The 17720-nt window shown below is 33.4% G+C and carries 20 protein-coding genes and 1 pseudogene; 18 read left to right on the top strand and 3 right to left on the bottom strand.

What is annotated here, in order from left to right; all coding sequences use genetic code 11:
* Positions 1-96 precede the first annotated feature (96 nt).
* The 12 genes and pseudogenes from tig to BN55_RS00410 all read left to right on the top strand — a co-directional run bounded on the left by tig (position 97) and on the right by BN55_RS00410 (position 9101).
* Complete coding sequence (gene tig / locus BN55_RS00355) at positions 97-1470, top strand: trigger factor (RefSeq protein WP_008469512.1); 1374 nt, start codon at positions 97-99, stop codon at positions 1468-1470.
* Positions 1471-1605: 135 nt separating this feature from the next.
* Positions 1606-2877, top strand: coding sequence for an ATP-dependent Clp protease ATP-binding subunit ClpX (gene clpX, locus BN55_RS00360; RefSeq protein WP_008469515.1), 1272 nt, complete (start codon positions 1606-1608; stop codon positions 2875-2877).
* The gene (gene yihA / locus BN55_RS00365) at positions 2877-3461 is read left to right on the top strand and encodes a ribosome biogenesis GTP-binding protein YihA/YsxC (protein ID WP_008469516.1); all 585 of its coding nucleotides are present in this window, start codon (positions 2877-2879) and stop codon (positions 3459-3461) included. The genes clpX and yihA overlap by 1 nt, the downstream gene beginning before the upstream one ends.
* A gap of 28 nt (positions 3462-3489) precedes the next feature.
* Positions 3490-3891: pseudogene (locus BN55_RS00370) on the top strand (hypothetical protein); the annotation flags it as partial.
* A gap of 128 nt (positions 3892-4019) precedes the next feature.
* Positions 4020-4538 (top strand): SA1002 family membrane protein, encoded by a 519-nt coding sequence (locus BN55_RS00375; protein ID WP_008469518.1) that lies wholly within the window; start codon positions 4020-4022, stop codon positions 4536-4538.
* 13 nt (positions 4539-4551) lie between these two features.
* Positions 4552-5292, top strand: a complete 741-nt coding sequence (locus BN55_RS00380; RefSeq protein WP_008469519.1) for a hypothetical protein — start codon at positions 4552-4554, stop codon at positions 5290-5292.
* Between the two features lie 15 nt (positions 5293-5307).
* A complete protein-coding gene (locus BN55_RS00385; protein WP_008469520.1) occupies positions 5308-5547 on the top strand; it encodes a hypothetical protein in 240 nt (79 codons plus the stop codon).
* 104 nt (positions 5548-5651) lie between these two features.
* Positions 5652-6149, top strand: coding sequence for a low molecular weight protein-tyrosine-phosphatase (locus tag BN55_RS00390; protein WP_040469055.1), 498 nt, complete (start codon positions 5652-5654; stop codon positions 6147-6149).
* Between the two features lie 105 nt (positions 6150-6254).
* On the top strand, positions 6255-7250 hold the full coding sequence (locus BN55_RS00395) for an asparaginase (protein ID WP_008469524.1): 996 nt from the start codon (positions 6255-6257) through the stop codon (positions 7248-7250).
* A 163-nt stretch (positions 7251-7413) separates the two neighbouring features.
* Entirely contained in the window at positions 7414-8007 is a 594-nt protein-coding gene (locus BN55_RS00400) for a TetR/AcrR family transcriptional regulator (RefSeq protein WP_008469526.1), read from the top strand.
* Between the two features lie 121 nt (positions 8008-8128).
* Positions 8129-8728 (top strand): NAD(P)H-binding protein, encoded by a 600-nt coding sequence (locus tag BN55_RS00405; protein ID WP_008469527.1) that lies wholly within the window; start codon positions 8129-8131, stop codon positions 8726-8728.
* Between the two features lie 157 nt (positions 8729-8885).
* Positions 8886-9101 (top strand): accessory gene regulator B family protein, encoded by a 216-nt coding sequence (locus BN55_RS00410; protein ID WP_008469528.1) that lies wholly within the window; start codon positions 8886-8888, stop codon positions 9099-9101.
* Positions 9102-9253: 152 nt separating this feature from the next.
* Here BN55_RS00410 and BN55_RS00415 read toward each other — a convergent pair whose 3' ends face one another.
* The 3 genes from BN55_RS00415 to BN55_RS00425 form a co-directional block, all read right to left on the bottom strand.
* Positions 9254-11710: a mucin-binding protein gene (locus BN55_RS00415; RefSeq protein WP_008469529.1), complete on the bottom strand. Its 2457-nt coding sequence runs from the start codon at positions 11708-11710 to the stop codon at positions 9254-9256.
* A gap of 228 nt (positions 11711-11938) precedes the next feature.
* Positions 11939-12265 carry a heavy metal-binding domain-containing protein gene (locus BN55_RS00420; RefSeq protein WP_008469530.1) on the bottom strand — a complete coding sequence of 109 codons (327 nt, stop codon included), beginning with the start codon at positions 12263-12265 and terminating at the stop codon, positions 11939-11941.
* Positions 12266-12323: 58 nt separating this feature from the next.
* Positions 12324-13916, bottom strand: a complete 1593-nt coding sequence (locus tag BN55_RS00425) for an Mbeg1-like protein (RefSeq protein ID WP_008469531.1) — start codon at positions 13914-13916, stop codon at positions 12324-12326.
* 209 nt (positions 13917-14125) lie between these two features.
* Here BN55_RS00425 and BN55_RS00430 point away from each other — a divergent pair, with 209 nt between their 5' ends.
* The 6 genes from BN55_RS00430 (at position 14126) to BN55_RS00455 (ending at position 17593) form a co-directional block, all read left to right on the top strand.
* Entirely contained in the window at positions 14126-14626 is a 501-nt protein-coding gene (locus tag BN55_RS00430) for a PTS sugar transporter subunit IIA (RefSeq protein WP_008469532.1), read from the top strand.
* 71 nt (positions 14627-14697) lie between these two features.
* The gene (gene mazE, locus BN55_RS00435) at positions 14698-14928 is read left to right on the top strand and encodes a type II toxin-antitoxin system PemI/MazE family antitoxin (RefSeq protein ID WP_008469535.1); all 231 of its coding nucleotides are present in this window, start codon (positions 14698-14700) and stop codon (positions 14926-14928) included.
* Entirely contained in the window at positions 14894-15274 is a 381-nt protein-coding gene (locus tag BN55_RS00440) for a type II toxin-antitoxin system PemK/MazF family toxin (protein ID WP_162129585.1), read from the top strand. Before mazE ends, BN55_RS00440 begins: the two co-directional genes overlap by 35 nt.
* Positions 15275-15354: 80 nt before the next feature.
* Positions 15355-16020, top strand: a complete 666-nt coding sequence (locus BN55_RS00445) for a DNA alkylation repair protein (RefSeq protein WP_008469538.1) — start codon at positions 15355-15357, stop codon at positions 16018-16020.
* 51 nt (positions 16021-16071) lie between these two features.
* Positions 16072-16668 carry a DUF4767 domain-containing protein gene (locus tag BN55_RS00450; protein WP_008469539.1) on the top strand — a complete coding sequence of 199 codons (597 nt, stop codon included), beginning with the start codon at positions 16072-16074 and terminating at the stop codon, positions 16666-16668.
* A gap of 121 nt (positions 16669-16789) precedes the next feature.
* Positions 16790-17593 carry a hypothetical protein gene (locus BN55_RS00455; protein ID WP_008469540.1) on the top strand — a complete coding sequence of 268 codons (804 nt, stop codon included), beginning with the start codon at positions 16790-16792 and terminating at the stop codon, positions 17591-17593.
* Positions 17594-17720: the final 127 nt, after the last annotated feature.

Raw genomic sequence — 17720 nt, forward strand, 5'->3', positions numbered from 1 at the left:
AAATTGACCAATGAAATTTGTGTTTTTGCAAGGATTAGGGTAAGATAGTTGAGTGTGCAAGAGCAAACCCAAATTTGACATCGGAGGTATTAATTAATGTCTGCAAAATGGGAAAAGACCGGTAAAACCACTGGTGAATTAACTTTTGAAATTTCACAAGACGAAATTAAAAAGGGCTTAGACGAAGCTTTTAAACGTGTAAAAAAGAATTTGCGTGTACCTGGATTTCGTAAGGGTCACGTTTCTCGTGTAATTTTTGATCAATTTTATGGTGAAGAAGCACTTTATGAAAATGCTTTAAACATTGTTCTTCCAGAAGCTTACTCGGAAGCTGTAAAGGAAGCTAAGATTGAACCAGTTGGTCAACCTCAAATTACTCCAGTTTCTATGGATAAAGACAAGCCTTGGGTAATGAAGGCTACTGTTTCCGTAAAGCCTGAAGTTGAATTAGGTGACTACAAGGGTATTGAAGTTCCTAAGCAAAACAAACGCGTTTTAGTAAAAGACGTTGATGCTGAACTTAAGAAGCGTCAAGAACAAAATGCTGAATTAGTTTTGAAAGATGGTAAAGCTAAGAAGGGCGATACTGTTACTATCGACTACGAAGGTACTGTTGATGGTAAGAAGTTCGATGGCGGTAGTGCTCAAAACTATTCATTAGAATTAGGTTCTAACACATTTATCCCAGGCTTTGAAGATCAACTTGAAGGTCACAAAGCTGGCGATGATGTTGATGTTAAAGTTACTTTCCCTAAGGATTACGGCGCAAAGGATTTAGCTGGTAAAGAAGCTCACTTTGCAACTAAGATTCATGAAGTAAAGTCTAAGGAATTACCTAAGTTAGATGATGAGTTTGCCAAGGACGTTGACGATACTGTTGAATCACTTGATGAATTAAAAGACAAGATTAAGAAAGACCTTAAGAAGCAAAAAGAAGACGCAGCTAAAGATGCTATTCAAGATGCCGCAATTAAGGGTGCTGTTGACAACGCTAAGATCGACGAAATTCCTCAAGCTATGATTGATGAAGACGTTCAAAACCAAATGAACCAATACTTGGGCAACATGCAACGTCAAGGTATTGATCCACAAACTTACTTCAAGTTAACTGGTACTACTGAAGCTCAATTGCGTGAACAATTAGCTAAGGATGCTGCAGAACGTGTTAAGACTAACTTAGTTCTTGAAGCTATCGTTGCTAAAGAAAAGCTTGATGCAACTGAAGATGAAATCAAGCAAGAAATTAAGGACTTGGCACATGATTACAACATGGATGAAAAAGTTGTACGTAACACTTTATCAGATGACATGCTTAAACATGATATTGCTGTAAGAAAAGCAATTGATTTAGTTACTGATAAGGCAAAAGAAGTTGCAAAGAAGGCATCTTCTAAGAAGTCTTCAGGTAAATCAACTGCAAAGAAGTCTACTACTAAGAAATCTTCAACCAAAAAAGCTGACAAAGATTAATCAGCGAAATTAGAGATAGGGAAGGCGACTGTAGAGCGGTCGTCTTTTTTATATATTTTTAGCGAACTAGATTCTTTACCTAGTAACTTAATTCATGCTAAAGTGAAGATATTATGTTGAGAGGGAGGTCATTTTTTGAATAATGATAAAACTCAACCGGAAGAAGTAAAATGTTCTTTTTGCGGTAAATCACAATCTCAAGTAAAGAAGATTGTTGCTGGAAATGGCGTATATATTTGCAATGAATGTATCGACTTATCAAAGAAAATAGTTGATGATGAGATGAAGGCAGATTCTTTAAAGGAAACTAAGGAGTTGCCTAAGCCAATGGAAATCAAAAAGCAACTTGATGAATATGTAATCGGCCAAGATCGTGCCAAAAAGGTTTTGTCAGTTGCTGTTTATAACCACTATAAACGTATCAATCAAATGGATATGGATGATGGTGGCACTGAATTACAAAAGTCTAATATTGCATTAATTGGACCAACTGGTTCAGGAAAAACTTATTTAGCTCAAACGTTGGCAAGAATCTTAAATGTACCATTTGCAATTGCAGATGCGACTACATTAACTGAAGCAGGATATGTCGGTGAAGACGTTGAAAACATTTTGCTTAAGCTTCTTCAAAATGCGGACTATGATTTAGAGCGTGCACAGCGAGGAATTATCTATATTGATGAAATTGATAAAATTTCTAAAAAAGCAGAAAATGTATCAATTACTCGTGATGTTTCTGGTGAAGGTGTTCAGCAATCTTTACTTAAGATTCTTGAAGGAACAATTGCTTCTGTTCCACCTCAAGGCGGTCGTAAGCATCCGCAACAACAAATGATTAGAATGGATACTACTAATATCTTATTTATTGTTGGTGGTGCTTTTGATGGTATTCAAAATATTGTTAAGAATCGTTTAGGTAAGAAGACGATTGGTTTTGGTGCTGAAAATGAGCTAAATCAAGTAAATTCTGATGAATGGCAAAAGTACTTAACAACTGGTGACTTAGTAAAATTTGGTTTAATTCCAGAATTTATTGGTCGTATTCCAATTATTACTACGTTAGATAAATTAAGCGCTCAAGATTTAATTAGAATTTTGACTGAGCCTAAAAATGCACTTACTAAGCAATATAAGAAGCTTTTATCTTTAGATAATGTTGATTTAACTTTCACTGATGGAGCTTTAAAAGCAATTGCTGATTTAGCTATTAGTCGTCACATGGGTGCGCGTGGTTTGCGTTCTATTATTGAAAATTCTTTGATGGATATTATGTATCGCACACCTAGTGAAGACGATATTGAAGGCGTTCAAATTACTAAGGATGTCATCACTAAGCATGCTCAACCAAAAGTTACTTATAAAAGCGATGACAAAAAAGAAGATAAAGAAGTAAGGGCTGCCAAATAATGAAAGTTAATTCAAGTGAATTTGTAATCAGTGCAGTTTCTAATAAACAATATCCTAAAGATGATTTACCAGAGTTTGCTCTAGCAGGTAGATCAAATGTAGGAAAGTCTAGTTTAATTAACACGATCACTAATCGCAGAAAACTGGCTAGAACTTCTCAGCAACCAGGTAAAACTCAAACCCTTAATTTTTACAAAATAAACGACGCTCTGTACTTAGTTGATGTACCTGGGTATGGTTATGCTAAAGTGTCAAAAAAACAGCGTGAGCAGTTTGGAGAGATGATTCAGGACTATTTAGAAACCAGAGCTGATTTAAAGGGACTGATTTTGCTGGTAGACGCTCGTCATGATCCAACTAAAGATGACATCAATATGTTTAATTACATGACTTATCTTGATTTACCAATTTTAGTTGTTGCAACTAAAATGGACAAATTAAAGAAGATGCAAGCCAGTCAGATTAAGCAGAAAATTAGTAAGAATATTGATTTAAATAAAGAAAACGTAACCTTTTTGCCTTTTTCTAGCGTGACTAAATTAAATGTTGACGAATTATGGAATTGGGTAGAAAAGAATATGTAAAACGCCAGGCAGGTAAGACCAAAAGTCTTGCCTGCTTTTTTTCTTAATTGCTGTTGTTTCATTTGGTGGATCTGCTGCAAGTGCTTTTTATCAAATCTTAACTGATATGGGCAATGTAGCTGCGACTGCACCTTATATTTTCTTAATTGGTGCCTTCCCATTTTTCTTAAAAAAAGATTACCCAAGAAAATTCAGAGTTTTCACTAACTATAAGTGGACTTTGGCATTAGTAATCTTTATAGAAATTATTGTATGCACGGGAATTATCTTTACGATTTTAGAGCCAATTCTTGAACATGACTACTCAACTGCCTTTTGGACAGCATTTGGACCAATCTTCTTTGGATTAGTTGCATATATCTTTTATCGGGTATCAAGCAAGAAAAATTTATCGGGTAAGAAAGTAAATGACGACATTATATCTGATTAGGCACAAATAAAGATATTAAAAAATAAAATGTTCTTAATACATTTTTTTGAAGTGGGATTAAGAACATTTTTTGTTTTTTCAATTGAAGCTAAAACTAGTATAATTATAAAAAGAAATCAGGTGAATCAATGACACAAGTTTGGCCGATATTTTTAGGAATATTAATTATTGTAATTTTGACCTTAATTTTTAAAGAAAAAGACCATTTTTTCTTTGTAAAAGCATTAGTACTTTTTGCAGGGATGTTGCTTTTTTCAACGGTAAACTTTTTAATATTTTTCTTCATCAGTTTTCTTTTTATTCGAACTGATCATATTTTAAAATTAGGTAATCTTTTTGTCTTACTGGGGATTTTAGTAATTATTTCAGGTATTTTATTATATATAGGATTACGTCTTTTTAATAAAATATTCCCATTATCAGTTACTACGTTGACTTTAATTGAATATTACATCCAATGGACATTAATTTATGTGACAGTTTATCAAGCTATTTTTTCTAATGTAAAGAAAATAACTAGTGTCGCACATTACATAAGAGTAGGAAATTTTCTTGATCCTAACTTATTCGTGGTAATTATTTTGCCCTCGTTTATCTCAGCTTGGATTGCAGTTGTTTTATTTAAGCGGTATCGCAGGGCAATATAGGTAGGAGCTTTATATGCATTTAAGTAAACTTTTTTCTTGGATCTTAAGAATGATCCTGATTATTTGTATTTTTATTACAATGGGCACGACTTTATCAAGTGCGGTTACTTTGAAGGTTAATGCCCCGAATCTAGTAAAACATGTGATAAATAAAACGGTGCAAGAATCAAATAATAGCAATGTTCAAAATGGCTTAGCTTTAGTGCAAGCTTTAGGGGTTGAAGATGCTTTATTAGAAAAACTGCCAAAAAACATAAAATTGCAAACTAGCATGTATCATTTTTATCAATTTACTGATTCTTATCAAAAAGAAGGTAAATTAACTGCAGAAAATTTAAAATTACCAAATAAGAATGATCAACAAAAAACAGTCAACGATTTGGTTTTAAAATTTGCCAACAGCAAGCTTGATGAAAACAAAAATGAAATCGCCCAAGGAATTTCATATTATAAAATCTTTTTCTATGGAGTTTTAGTTTTATACTTGTTAGCTATTTTGTTTGTTTTATTAAATAAACGAATTGCGTTTATTCCGCTTTTACTGGCTAGTATCGGTAGTTACGCAACCATAGGATACTTGGCTAGTCAATTAAATACTTCACTGCAAACCACGATTTATTCAGGAATACGAATAAGTCTAGATAGTGGATTTTCGATGAGTATCATTTTATCAATTATTATTAGTGTGATTTGGTTTGCAACCGCTGGTTTAGGAAAAGATCATATGTTAAAGAAAGGAAAACACGCTGCTTAATGAAGAAGATACTATTTGTGTTTTAGGTATAATTGCAGTTTTATTATTCTTATAGAAAGTGATGCGTTAGATGGAAAAAATCTCAGAGCAAGAGTAAAAGCAAATAAAAAATGGGATAATAAAAATAAAGATCGTAAGCAATATTTAAATCAAAGATCAGTCGCTAAGAATTTTATTTTGAAAAAAGCTACCAAAGAAGATTTGAAAAGTATTGAACAGTATATTACAGACAGAAAGAATCAATTAGGGCTTTAAAAGGGACAAAAATTTGATAAATAGTGAAATTTATTGAAAGATAGTGAAAGATTTAAAAGTCCCCAAATCCATTGATACCAAAGAAAAGGATTGATATTTAAGAAATGAAGAAGATACTATTCGTATGTCACGGAAATATTTGTAGATCGCCAATGGCGCAATTTATTATGCAAGACATGGTTAACAAAAAAGGACTTGGAGATAAATATTTTATTGATTCCGCTGCTACGACTCGGGATGAGATCAGTGCTAATGGCATGAGCCATCCGATGGATTTGCGGGCGAAAAAGATATTGACTGATCATAATATTCCTTATAAAAATCATTTTGCAAGACAACTTATTCGCGATGACTATGATAAATTTGATTATTTGGTAGGGATGGATGAAGAAAATTTCTTTGATATGAATCGTATCACTCACGGCGATCGTAAGCACAAAGAAAAGAAATTGTTAACCTTTGCAAACTCTATGGCTGATGTCGATGATCCTTGGTATAGTGGTGATTTTGAAACGGCTTATCAAGATATTTATCGTGGATGTAGCGCAATGTTAGATGATTTAGAAAATCTTCGTCTAATAAAAGTTAAAAAATTGCATTAAGAAGTTTGATCACAGTAAGCAAGATTGCTTATTGTGATTTTTTCTTGTGAGTAAAAAGAAGGGCTAGCTGATATAATTAAAATATCTATATGAAGGTGAGAAAAAATGTCTAATAAAAAGCTATTACTTTTATCAACTGGTGGAACGATTGCTTCGGTAGTTTCTGAAGAAGGCTTAGTTCCAAAAGAATCTGGCGAAACTTTAATTAAACGCCTTGAAAAATTACCCTATGATATTGATATAAAGGATATTCTCCAGCTTGATTCATCTAACATTCAGCCAGAAGAATGGCGTACAATTGCTGAAAATATTTATGATGCACGCAATGACTATGACGGAATTGTCTTGTCTCATGGAACAGACACCATGGCTTATACAGCTTCAATGTTGACTTTTATGCTGCAAAAAATAAATATTCCTGTTGTATTAACAGGAAGTCAGGTGCCAATTAACGTTGTTTTAAGTGATGCACCTGACAATTTACGTTTAGCTTTTGCAGCTTCAGCAACTTGTAAACCTGGTATTTATTTAGCTTTTGATAGAAAAGTAATGCTTGGCTGTCGAAGTGTTAAGGTACGTACAATCAACTTTAATGCCTTTGAAAGCGTGAATTATCCGGTGGTTGCCCAAGTTACGTCAGATGGTCTTGTATTCAATGAAGAAGCCAAGATACCATCCCATGACGGAAAAACCGTTTTAAATACTGAAATTGATCCCCATGTGGCAGTCATTAAGCTATTTCCGGGCTTTGATCCTAACTTGCTTTACGCAATGGTGAATAATGGCTGTCAAGGAATCGTCATTGAAGGATATGGCTTAGGAGGAATGAACTTCATTCGTCGAAATATTGTGGCTGTTATCGGCGATTTAATTAAAAAAGGTATTCCTGTGATTGCTACAAGTCAGTGTTTGTACGAAAGAAGTGATTTGACGCGCTATGAAGTTGGGCGCTTGGCCCTTTTAGAAGGAGCAATTTCTGCTTGCGATATGACGACTGAAAGTGCTGTTACAAAATTAATGTGGGCACTGGGGCAAAGTATGGATGTTAAAGAAATTGCCCAATTTTTTGAAACGAATATTGCGGGTGAAGTTACCTTATAATTCAATTAGTTTTAAATATCGTATAGCAATATTTCGCTTTTGTGCTAATTCCCTTTATTGAAAAAGATTACACCCGATAATTTAAAGAAGCATTGACCTTATATATAAAACCGTATATTATAAATGTATAGGTATGAATATCCTCAATAAAAGGTGAATGCTTATGGGAAAACGTGAAGAAAATGCAAAGGCTACTAGAAAGGCAATTATGCATGCGACGATTGAATTAATTGCTGAAAAAGGTTATGAAAATGTAGTCGTTGAAGATATTACAAAAAGAGCTGGAATAGCTAAAGGCACTTTTTATAATTATTACAGGCAAAAAGATGATGTAATCACGGAATTTTCCAATAGCTATTTCTCTAAGATAGAAGATCAAGCTTTAAACGTCGAAAGTTTTGATTCTCCTATTGAAGAATTAAGTTATTATTTAGAAAGTTCTATGCAGGTGGTTTTTGAATCTGGAATTTCTAGAACTCGAAAATGGATTAATTATATTAGTTTGCCTAGCTCAATCCCGAAAAAGTTTACTTTAGATCTAGTTACAGTAACTAAGATTTTGCGGATTTTTGTTGAAAAAGGGTACTTAAAAGAGGATACCCCAGTAGAAAAAATTGCCGATCAAATTTTGACATATTATTATGGTGCTATCTTTACTTGGGCAATTAACGAGAAAGAAGATCCACTTAAAAAAATCAAAAGATTTGATCAAAAAGTATTACCGCATATTTTAGCTCAATATCTTATTAAGCAATAGACAGATGCAGATCTGCCTATTTTTTGTTGCTGAAGGCATATTATTATAATCTAGCTGGCCAATGGCTTAGAATAAGGATAAAAGAACACATGGGTAGTGGGCTTTTGGAAAGGAAATTAATATGCTCAATGTACTAATTCTCGGAACCAATAGCCAAATTGGAAATGCAGTAAGAAATTATTTATTAGACAATACTGATGACCATGTCACCTTGCTAGGCAATGGCTTATCTAAAAAAGAATACGATTCTCAAAGACAGACAATTATTGCTGGCAGTATCGATGACAAGCGCCAAATAGATTTTGCGATGAGAGATCAAGATGTGGTAGTTGTCTGTTTATGTAAAGATGTAGATGTTAAGATCGAAAAAATTATTGCCGCTATGAAAAAGTCTGACTTGTCGCGGATTATTTTTGTTGGCTTCATGGGTCCTTATGAGCAAAAGCCTTCTGTTCAAGAAGCTGCTCGCAATGCTACTTATAAAACGCTTCAGCCATTTGCTAATGCTCATAAAGAGTTAAAAGATTCAGATTTGGATTATACTATTATTAGGTCTAATTGGGTTACGCAAGGTCCAATTAATTATGAAGTTAATATTGGCGGGATGCCTTTTATTGAACAAGATGTCTCGTTAGATCAAATTGCCAGCTTAATTAATCAGCTAGTTGAAAGACGACATTTATATGAGCGTCAAACGATTGGAATTAATACCCCCTTATGAAATTAAAGATTATATCTGAAAAAAGTTATAATTTAAAAGCAGACTATTTACAGTTAAGTGCTATTTGCGATATAATCTGCATTGGGAAGTGGATTTATATATCACTTAAGGGAGGCAATTCTTTCGGATTGCCTCTTTTGCTTGTTATAGAGGAATTATGAAATATAGATCTAACGATAATAATCGTCCATTAACTCGTAAAGAAAAAATTCTATTAGAAAAAATTTCGAGTATATTTTGGATTTTAATATGTCTAATTTTAGTTCATTTTCTACAAGAAAATTCTAATAATCTTGTGTTATTTATCTTAAGTTTTGTAACTGCAATTTTGGGTGGTTGGCATTATGATCGCTATCAAAAACTGAAAAAATAAGTAAAAAGTGTCTTAAAAAATTCAGAAATAGAAAAAATCCTACTAAATCTTGGTATTAGTAAACCTTGATTTAATAGGATTTTTCTTTTGAGCAAAAGCATAAAATTAACTAAAAATAGACTTTTTTCCCAAACACTTATTTTTTGCTCAAGTTAAATTTTTCTCTTTTTAGTAAATAAGGTTAAACCAATTCCTGCTATTAATAATCCCGCTAAAGCAGCAAGATTAGAAGTGTCTTTTTCATTAGAAGTTTGTGGTAATTTCTTTTTATCTTTATGTATCAAGATAAAATCCTGAGAAACTTTGCTTTCTACGTGCTTATCTTTTGTCAGCGCATTAGCTGCAGTATGATCGTCTGCTTCAGAGTCAATGGTAGAGTCGGGGTTTTGATTAGGTGCAGTAGAATCTGAAAAGCGTGGGGGTTCTTCATTAGAATGAGGAATTATGGTTTCCGGTTCTTCAGGCAATGGTTCTGGATTATGATTTGGTTGACTGTCTGGAAGTTGTGGAGTTGGGATAATATCTGTAGGTTTGTTGTTAGGATCAATTGGTTTTTGATCTGGGGTATCAGGCTTATTTTTAGTATAGTAAACAGTAAATTCTAAGTTCTTTTCACTTGGTAAAACATCTTGAGTTGCAATTTCTGCTTTATCAAAGCTATAACCATCTTTTCGTGGAGATTTCACTGCTTCAAAGTTGCCAGTTTTAGGAACCCATTTATTTTCAGTAAATTTGTTTGTAACTAAGTCGGTATCTTTTTCTTGGGTAAAGACAATTGATTTGGTGTAGTCATTGAAGACATGGTTGGTAGTTACTTTACCTTCTGCATCTTTGTAGTAGTAATGGATGGTTTCAGTGACAGTTTGGATGACTTTTTCTTTAGTGTGGTCATGTTTAAAGTGAACCTCATAAACTTGGTTGTCAGGCTGGTTATCGCTATCAAAGATTAAAGTTTCTCCATTAGTTAAGTCAGACACTAAGAGATAATGTTTAACCTTAAAATCTTTAATTTTAGCTTGAGTTGAATACTTGCTACTGGTGTTAGGAACGCCTTCAATTAACCTGTCTGAATCAAGAATTTTATTTTCATCGTCATCAATATATTTGACGAGAATATTTTCTCTAACTTGCGAACCGGTTCCAGAAGCGGTGTTAAAGCCTAAGAATGTTTGCGTCTTTAAATTTCTATCGCCACTACCGTTAATGTTATGACCGCTTTGTGGAGTGTAAGAAATCGATGGGCCATTATTTGGAAGCGACCAGGTTGGTAAGTTCTTTTTAACATCTAATAAGGTATCTAATTGAATGAAGTAGGCGCCTTGCTTTGAGTAATCTTTGTCATTTACTGTAAAAGGTCCCGTTTGATTAATAGAAATTTGAGATTGGTCTTGACTGATATTATCTTGCAAAAACTTTTCAAAGTTAGGATCTTCATTTTCACATGCAGTTAATTTGTCGTAAGTTTTTTTATCGGTTGCCTTGCGTTCAATTTGGTGGGTTATAGGGTTAATGTTACCAATGAATGAAGGATCGGTAATCTTAAATACTTTGATCGTGTGAGGTAAGATTTTTTGTCCATCGTTAAATTGTAATTTGGCAATTACATTATTTAATGGATCAACGATAGGATCTTCAAGGCCTCGACCATAGTTCCAGTTAATAATATATTGCATTAAACGAGCATCTTGTTGGTCTTTTTCTGGAATATCAGCTTTAGCAGATTCTTCTGGGCCAGTGTATGTAACATTATTTTCTTTAAAGCCGTTTGAATCATGTGGGGTAAAGACAACTTTTCCTTGCCAAGGATAGCCACTGATCATTTCTTGACGATCAACAATGTTTGCATATGGATATAAGCCAATTGCAATATTTTGATTAACGGGTGCTTGCTTAGGGAAGGCCACAGTAACTTTAGGGTTTATATATACAATTTGATTATTAGCTGCATGATGATCGTGATTGTATTTAACCACAGCATCATTATTACCAGTGAAGTTAAGCGTTACGTTACCTTCTTGAAGATTAAAAGGATTTTGTCCTTGGTAAGTAAAAGTATAAGTGTCATCGTTTTTACTTGGCTTAAAGTCTGACAGAGGAGCATTAAAAGTGGGTAAATTTGATGAAAATTTCAAAAGATTATCTGGATTTTCAACGGAAATTGAAAATGAATCTCCATTGTTGAATAAGTAAGAATCCTGATCGCCACTAAATTTCACTTGAATAGCACCAGTATCATTATTGGCCATTAGATATTTATTGTTGGTTCCAGATGGAGTATCAATTTCAACTTTGAAGGGACTATTTTTTTGAGTGTTAGTACTAGTTTGCTGATTAGTTTTAGAAGATTGAGTATCTTTTGCTTCTGCATTATTTTGTTTGTTTGACGTTATTGCAGCAGAAGTAGCTTGGGTTGAGTTGGTCTCAGTTTCTTTTTTACTTGTAACTATATCTGAGTTATTTTCATTATTTTCAGCTTGAACTGGGGAAGAAAAAGCAAGAAAAGTAGCTCCCAAAACAACAGTTGTCAAGCCAACAGATAATTTTCTTAATCCGAATCTTTGAATGCTATTTATTTGTGAAATAAAATTAGTATTTTTCTTTTTATTCATTTTACTTATCCTCGAAGTTTTTTATTTGTTAAATAACAAATATATCTTCGCACTATTAAATAACAATAGCAACAAGATTATAAGAAAAAGTTAATTTTGAAATAAAAACATTGATTTATTTCGTGGTTGATAAGAAGAAATAAATAACAACATAGGTATAGAAGAACTAATAAAAAAAGCATGGTTGTTACCATGTTTTTTGAAAACTATATTTTGAGTTTTTTCTTTCTATTGGTCTAAAAACTTAACAGCGGTGCCATAGGCAACAACTGATTGCATATCGCCAGCAATTGATGCTGAGTCAAAACGCATCATGACAACTGCATCTGCACCTTTTTCAAGTGCTGCTTGGCGCATTCTTTCAATTGATTCATCACGAGAATCGTGGAGCATTTTAGTATAGGTTTTAATTTCTCCACCAACGATATTTTTTAAGTTAGCCCCAAGATTAGAAAATACATTTCGTGATTGTGTGGTAATGCCAAATACTTCGCCTAAAACTTCGTATTTTTTACCAGGGATGTTTTCAGTAGTAGTTACTAAAATTTCTGCCATAATTCATTCTCCTTAAGATTTTTTCGCTATTATAAAGGAAAAGAGTCATATTTGCAACTTACCGATGCTCTTTTGGCATTTTTCTCAATCTGAATAATTCCATGATTAGTTTGAAAAATCCATAAACAATTAAGAATATACCAAGAAAAATTAGTGATTCTTTAGAAAAAGTTCTTGGTCTAACAATTACAGTGACACCAACTGCAAAAGCAAGTAATCCCTCGATTACGTCTAAAACAATGCGTAAGATTCCTGTGATTTTACGCAAAATTACTGCACGCAATTTTACGTAAGCAAACCCAATCAAGAATGCGCCCAAGGCATAGTGAGCTAAAAATGTTAACCAGCTATTATTAGATAAAATACCCACAGAAAGAGCGAAAGTTATTAGATAAGAAATAATAAAAAATCTTTTGGATCTTGGCTTTAATTTAGAATTAGCTGCAGTAATAATATGGTCAGCACTCCAAAATAAAGTAAAGACGGCCGCTAATGCACCGAAGGCACGATAAGTATAATTGGGTATTTTTAAGTCAATCAGTCCTAAAATGATCATCGCCCAGCCAATTAAAGATGCACGAGTCATAAATAATCGCTCTAAATGCAAACTCTTAAATCTTTGTAAAATAGCGCGCCATAGACTTCCCAAAACAAATCGGGTTCTTCTAGATGAATCAGTAAGTGAAAGTAAAATGGCACCAAATCCGCCAAAGCCATTTTTGTTTAATTCGGTTATTTTTGTTGCTCCGCTTGCTGCAAAAGAGTCAAATAAATCATTAGTCAAAGCTTCTCTTTCAGCAGGGGATGCCTCTTCGATCCATTGATTGATCATTTGATTATAGATGCGCGATTCAGGATTACGGTGCTTACGCGTTACAAACTGTGATCCTTCAATTTCCCAACTCATTGGGTCATGCTGGGCTAATTTTGGCCGATCGCTAACTACAATAGTTGCTTTTAATCCTTCTTCTGGTTCAAACAAGCGACCAATAATACTAAATTCTGGCACAAAGCGATGAATTTTAGGTTGAATTTCATCAACGCGCTTGCTTAGACCCGGACTATCAAAAGTATAAACTGCGCTGATGCGTTCACGTTGCTTTTGAGACAAAGAAAATAGGGCATATTCAGCTAAATTACCACCCTTGGAGTGACCACCTAAAACAAAGACTTCATTATTATCTTTAAGCATTTCTTTGAGATAAGTAGCTGCCGCCTCTTGGGCAGGGGTTGTTTTAAAAGAAATTTCAAAATCCTCTTTCCAGCCCACTAAGCTGTCGTCAGTTCCTCTGAAAGCTAAGAAATTCGTTCCATCATCTAAAGTAACACGCATTGCGCAAAACTGAGTTTTATCAGTTAAAATAAAAACAAAGTTAGATAATTTAGCATTTGCAAAACGTACTGAACCTGCCATGAGCTTAAGCAGACTTTGGTAACGAATGCCGTTTTTATCATGGGGTGAATCGCTAGAAAAGTATTCCTCAGCAGCCTTTTTTACGGTAATTGTCTTATTGGAAGAAGGAACGATACCTTTAAAATCAATATAAACAAAACAAGATAAAACTAACGCATCAACAGCGCTAAAAGGGCGTGCATTAAGATCAATATCACCACGCCAAGTGATATATGAAAGTACATTATTGTTTTCCATTTTAACGTTCCTTAATTTCTATACATTGACTATCTTAATTTTAACGCTCTTGTATGAATAAAATATAAAGATTCGATGTTAAATTTAAAAACTTGAATAATTTATTAAATAATATGTTAGGCAGGCTTATTAATTGAAAGAGCAATTACTATGAGCGTAAAATGAAATTGTGAAGATCAGATACTGCAGAAAATAGATAGGAAATCGAAATGTTACATTTTTTTAAGAAGAAGACCCCCCAAGCTGTATTTACAGTGACTGCTCCGATAAATGGTGTTTTAATGAGTTTGTCCGATGTCAGTGATCCAGTGTTTGCGCAAAAATTGATTGGAGATGGCTTTGCAATAGTACCTGATAAAGAATCAAATACAATTTATTCGCCAGTTTCAGGCCAGGTAGCAAGTCTTCCTGAAACACGACAAGCAGTATTGCTTGATACATCTGATGACATGCAGGTATTAGTGCACGTCGGCGTGGATACAATTGATTTATTAGGCAATGGATTTTATGCTTATACTGACCGAGGTAAAAAGGTAAAACAAGGACAAAAACTATTATGTTTTAGTCGAGAATTAATGAATCAAAAAGGTCTTGATTCAACAGTTATGGTTATTTTTTCAAAGGGAGAAAATCCAGATTTATTAGTAGATTATGGTTCGCCAGTTGTCGAAGGCGATGTTTTAATGCGCGAAGTAATTAACCAGTATTAAAAAACCAGTATTCTTTGGCCTTTTTGAACATGTATAATTAACATACAATCACAAGAATTGAGGCTAAATAAATGTTAATTGAGATTAAGAGTAAAAAAATAGGCAATTCAATTTCTTTAACCTTGCCCAAAAGTTTGAAAATAGATGTTGATCAGGTTTTTGTGGTCACTAAAATGCATAATGGTGCGCTAATTTTGACGCCTAAAATTGAAAATCCTTATGGTGCAGATAAGCAAGTTGATATGAGAGATCCAGAAGGTGATTATTTTGAAGAGCAATCAATTCAAGATTGGCAAGATTGAAAGTGAGAGAGAGCATTTTCGTCAAGGCGATTTTGTTTGGTTGAACTTTTCACCATCTGAAGGACTTGAAATGAGAGGTAAGCATCCGGCAGTTATCGTGTCAACTGATGCATACAATCAAGCTGGTAACTATATTATTGTTTGTCCAATTACTTCGCATGGCAGCAATGCGCCAATTTATTTTAAACTGATTGATTATCGCACCGTTCATGGTCGAGTGAACTGTTCGCAAATTCATAGTTTTGATCAAAAAAGAGTTATTGCGAAGACTGGCGAGCGTATGGAAGCGTCCGATTTTTCTTATGTTCACCAATTGCTCAACCTAGCTTTGATGATGGATTACTAAAATAGCTTTAGAACTGAACTAAAGCTATTTTAATTTTGCCTATTTTTGTTGAAAAGCTAAATTTGGTTTAAAATTACTATATGAATTATCAAGAACTAATAAATAAATTTGAAGCAAAGCAAAATCCTGAAAATTCCCAGCATATGAAGGCTTATATGCGTGATAAGTTTGATTTTTACGGTTATCAATCAGCTAGTAGAAAGCAAGTCTATCATCAAGTCTTACTCGCTGAGAAAAAGCAAAAAACGATTGATTGGAATTTACTTAATCAAGCTTGGAAAGATCCACACCGCGAATTGCAGTATTTTGTTTGTGATTATCTAATTGCGATGCAAAAATTTCTACAATATGAAGATATGCCTCAAATTAAACATTACGCGGTTACAAAATCCTGGTGGGACACTATCGATAGTTTAATTAAGCCAATTGGAAAATTAGGGTTGCGGGATAAACGCATAAATGATCTGATGCTCAATTGGTCGCAAAATGACAATATTTGGTTAAGACGGATTGCTATCGAGCATCAACTGCTTAGAAAAAAGCAGACTAATACTGAATTGCTAGCACAAATTATTGAAAATAATATTCCTAGTCAAGAGTTTTTTATAAATAAAGCTATTGGCTGGGCTTTACGCGATTATTCAAAGACAGATCCCAAATGGGTAAGAAACTTTCTTGAAAATCATTTAGATCTTAAGCCACTTTCAGTCAAAGAAGCTAGTAAGTATTTAGATAGAAAAGGCTAGACGCTTTTTTATAAAATGGTAGGATTAAATTATAGAAAAAAGGGGATAGAAATGAAGAAAAGTATTAAATTCACAGTCGCTTTGCTTAGTTTATTTGCTTTAGCGGGATGTTCAAACGTCCACACTTCAAAAGATGGTAATAATTTAGAAATTGGTCAAAAATCAAAAAAGAGATCAACTAAAAAGACTAAGACTAGCAAGCCAACTGCTAGGAAAAAACAAACTAATTCAAGTCAAAGTTTAACTGATAAACAGCAAGCAAGTTTAGATAAAACGATGGCTGATTATGGCAAAAAGAGAAAGATTAGCTATGTTCGCTATGATGGCAAGCATCTTTTGAAAAATAGTGCCGGTCGAATTTATCCAGATACATTTAAAAAAGATACCTTTATTTTAAATAACAAAAAAATTTCTATTGGTTGGGCTCCGCAAGGTGGGGATCAATTTGCTTATAAAGTTTTAGCAATTTACAACCATGATTTTGATCAAAAGGGCAAGCATGAAACTTACATTTTCTGTATTCATGATAAAAAGCCAATTGTGTTAGTTGATACTGCAAAGGAGGGCAATAAGATTGTTTTGACTCAAAGTCAAGATAGAGAATTAAACCAACATTTTGACGGTATCATGAACGGTACACAATATTAATAAAATAACAAAAGCATCCAAAATAGCTATATAACGCTGTTTTGGGTGCTTTTTTCACTTGCATTTAACTTTAAATTAATGGTATAAAAAGTATATACAAAGTAGAGTAAGGTTGATTAGGATGACACAATATAGTATTGGCGAGCTTTCTCAAAATCCTCGAGCGGTGCAAGTGAAGAATGTTAAAAAAGCTATTATTCAAATTCAGTATCAAGATGACTTTTTAGATTATAAACTAGAAAATATTGATTCAGCATTTGTAACAGCTGCTTTAAGGCTATTATCTGCGGCAGTGATTACTCATGATGTACAAATTGCTTCATTGTTAAAATTAAAACTAAACGTAATTGGCTATCAAGATGATCAATTAATTCAAGAAATTGATCAATTTCAAAAAACTACAATTCAAAAGGCTATTTCTGAACTTGAAGACGCTGATTTTTATTTAGCTTTTAAATTAGCTCCAATCATTGTTGCTTTTGAGCACGGAGACAAGAAATTAGAAACTTTGCCTTTGCCCAATAAGCAGACAATCGTGCATGTACAGGCCATGCTAGAAAGGACGCAAGATTTTTTAACAAAAATAGGTGAAATCAAAGAAACTAACGTTTTAACTTACAGTAAAAATCAAGCAATTTGTGGTGTAATGGATTGGATCACACCTCAGGCAATTATTGAATTGAATGCAAGTGCTAAAAAGAATGTTTCGCTTAAAAACGTTCGTCGCGTTCTTTTATATTATTATCTAGTTTCAAGTCAAAGAAAAATCGATATTAATTATTTGGCTGTATATAATCCGCGCTATGATGTAATTAATAAAGGAAAAGTAGAAAATATTTCGAGTGACGTACTCACTCGCATTGCAAGTAAAGTCAATTCTATAGATAGATTTGCTAATATGAGTTTAATGGATCGCCTTAAATAAAACTGATGCAACTAAAGCATCAGTTTTTTTATTTATCCAAGTATATATATGAAATTTCGATAATCGAAACCGTTTTCTTTGCTTTATAATCAGCATCCCTGTAATCTTAAGGTGCAATGAGTATATT

It is taken from the genome of Lactobacillus hominis DSM 23910 = CRBIP 24.179, from assembly GCF_000296835.1.
Lineage (GTDB): Bacteria > Bacillota > Bacilli > Lactobacillales > Lactobacillaceae > Lactobacillus > Lactobacillus hominis.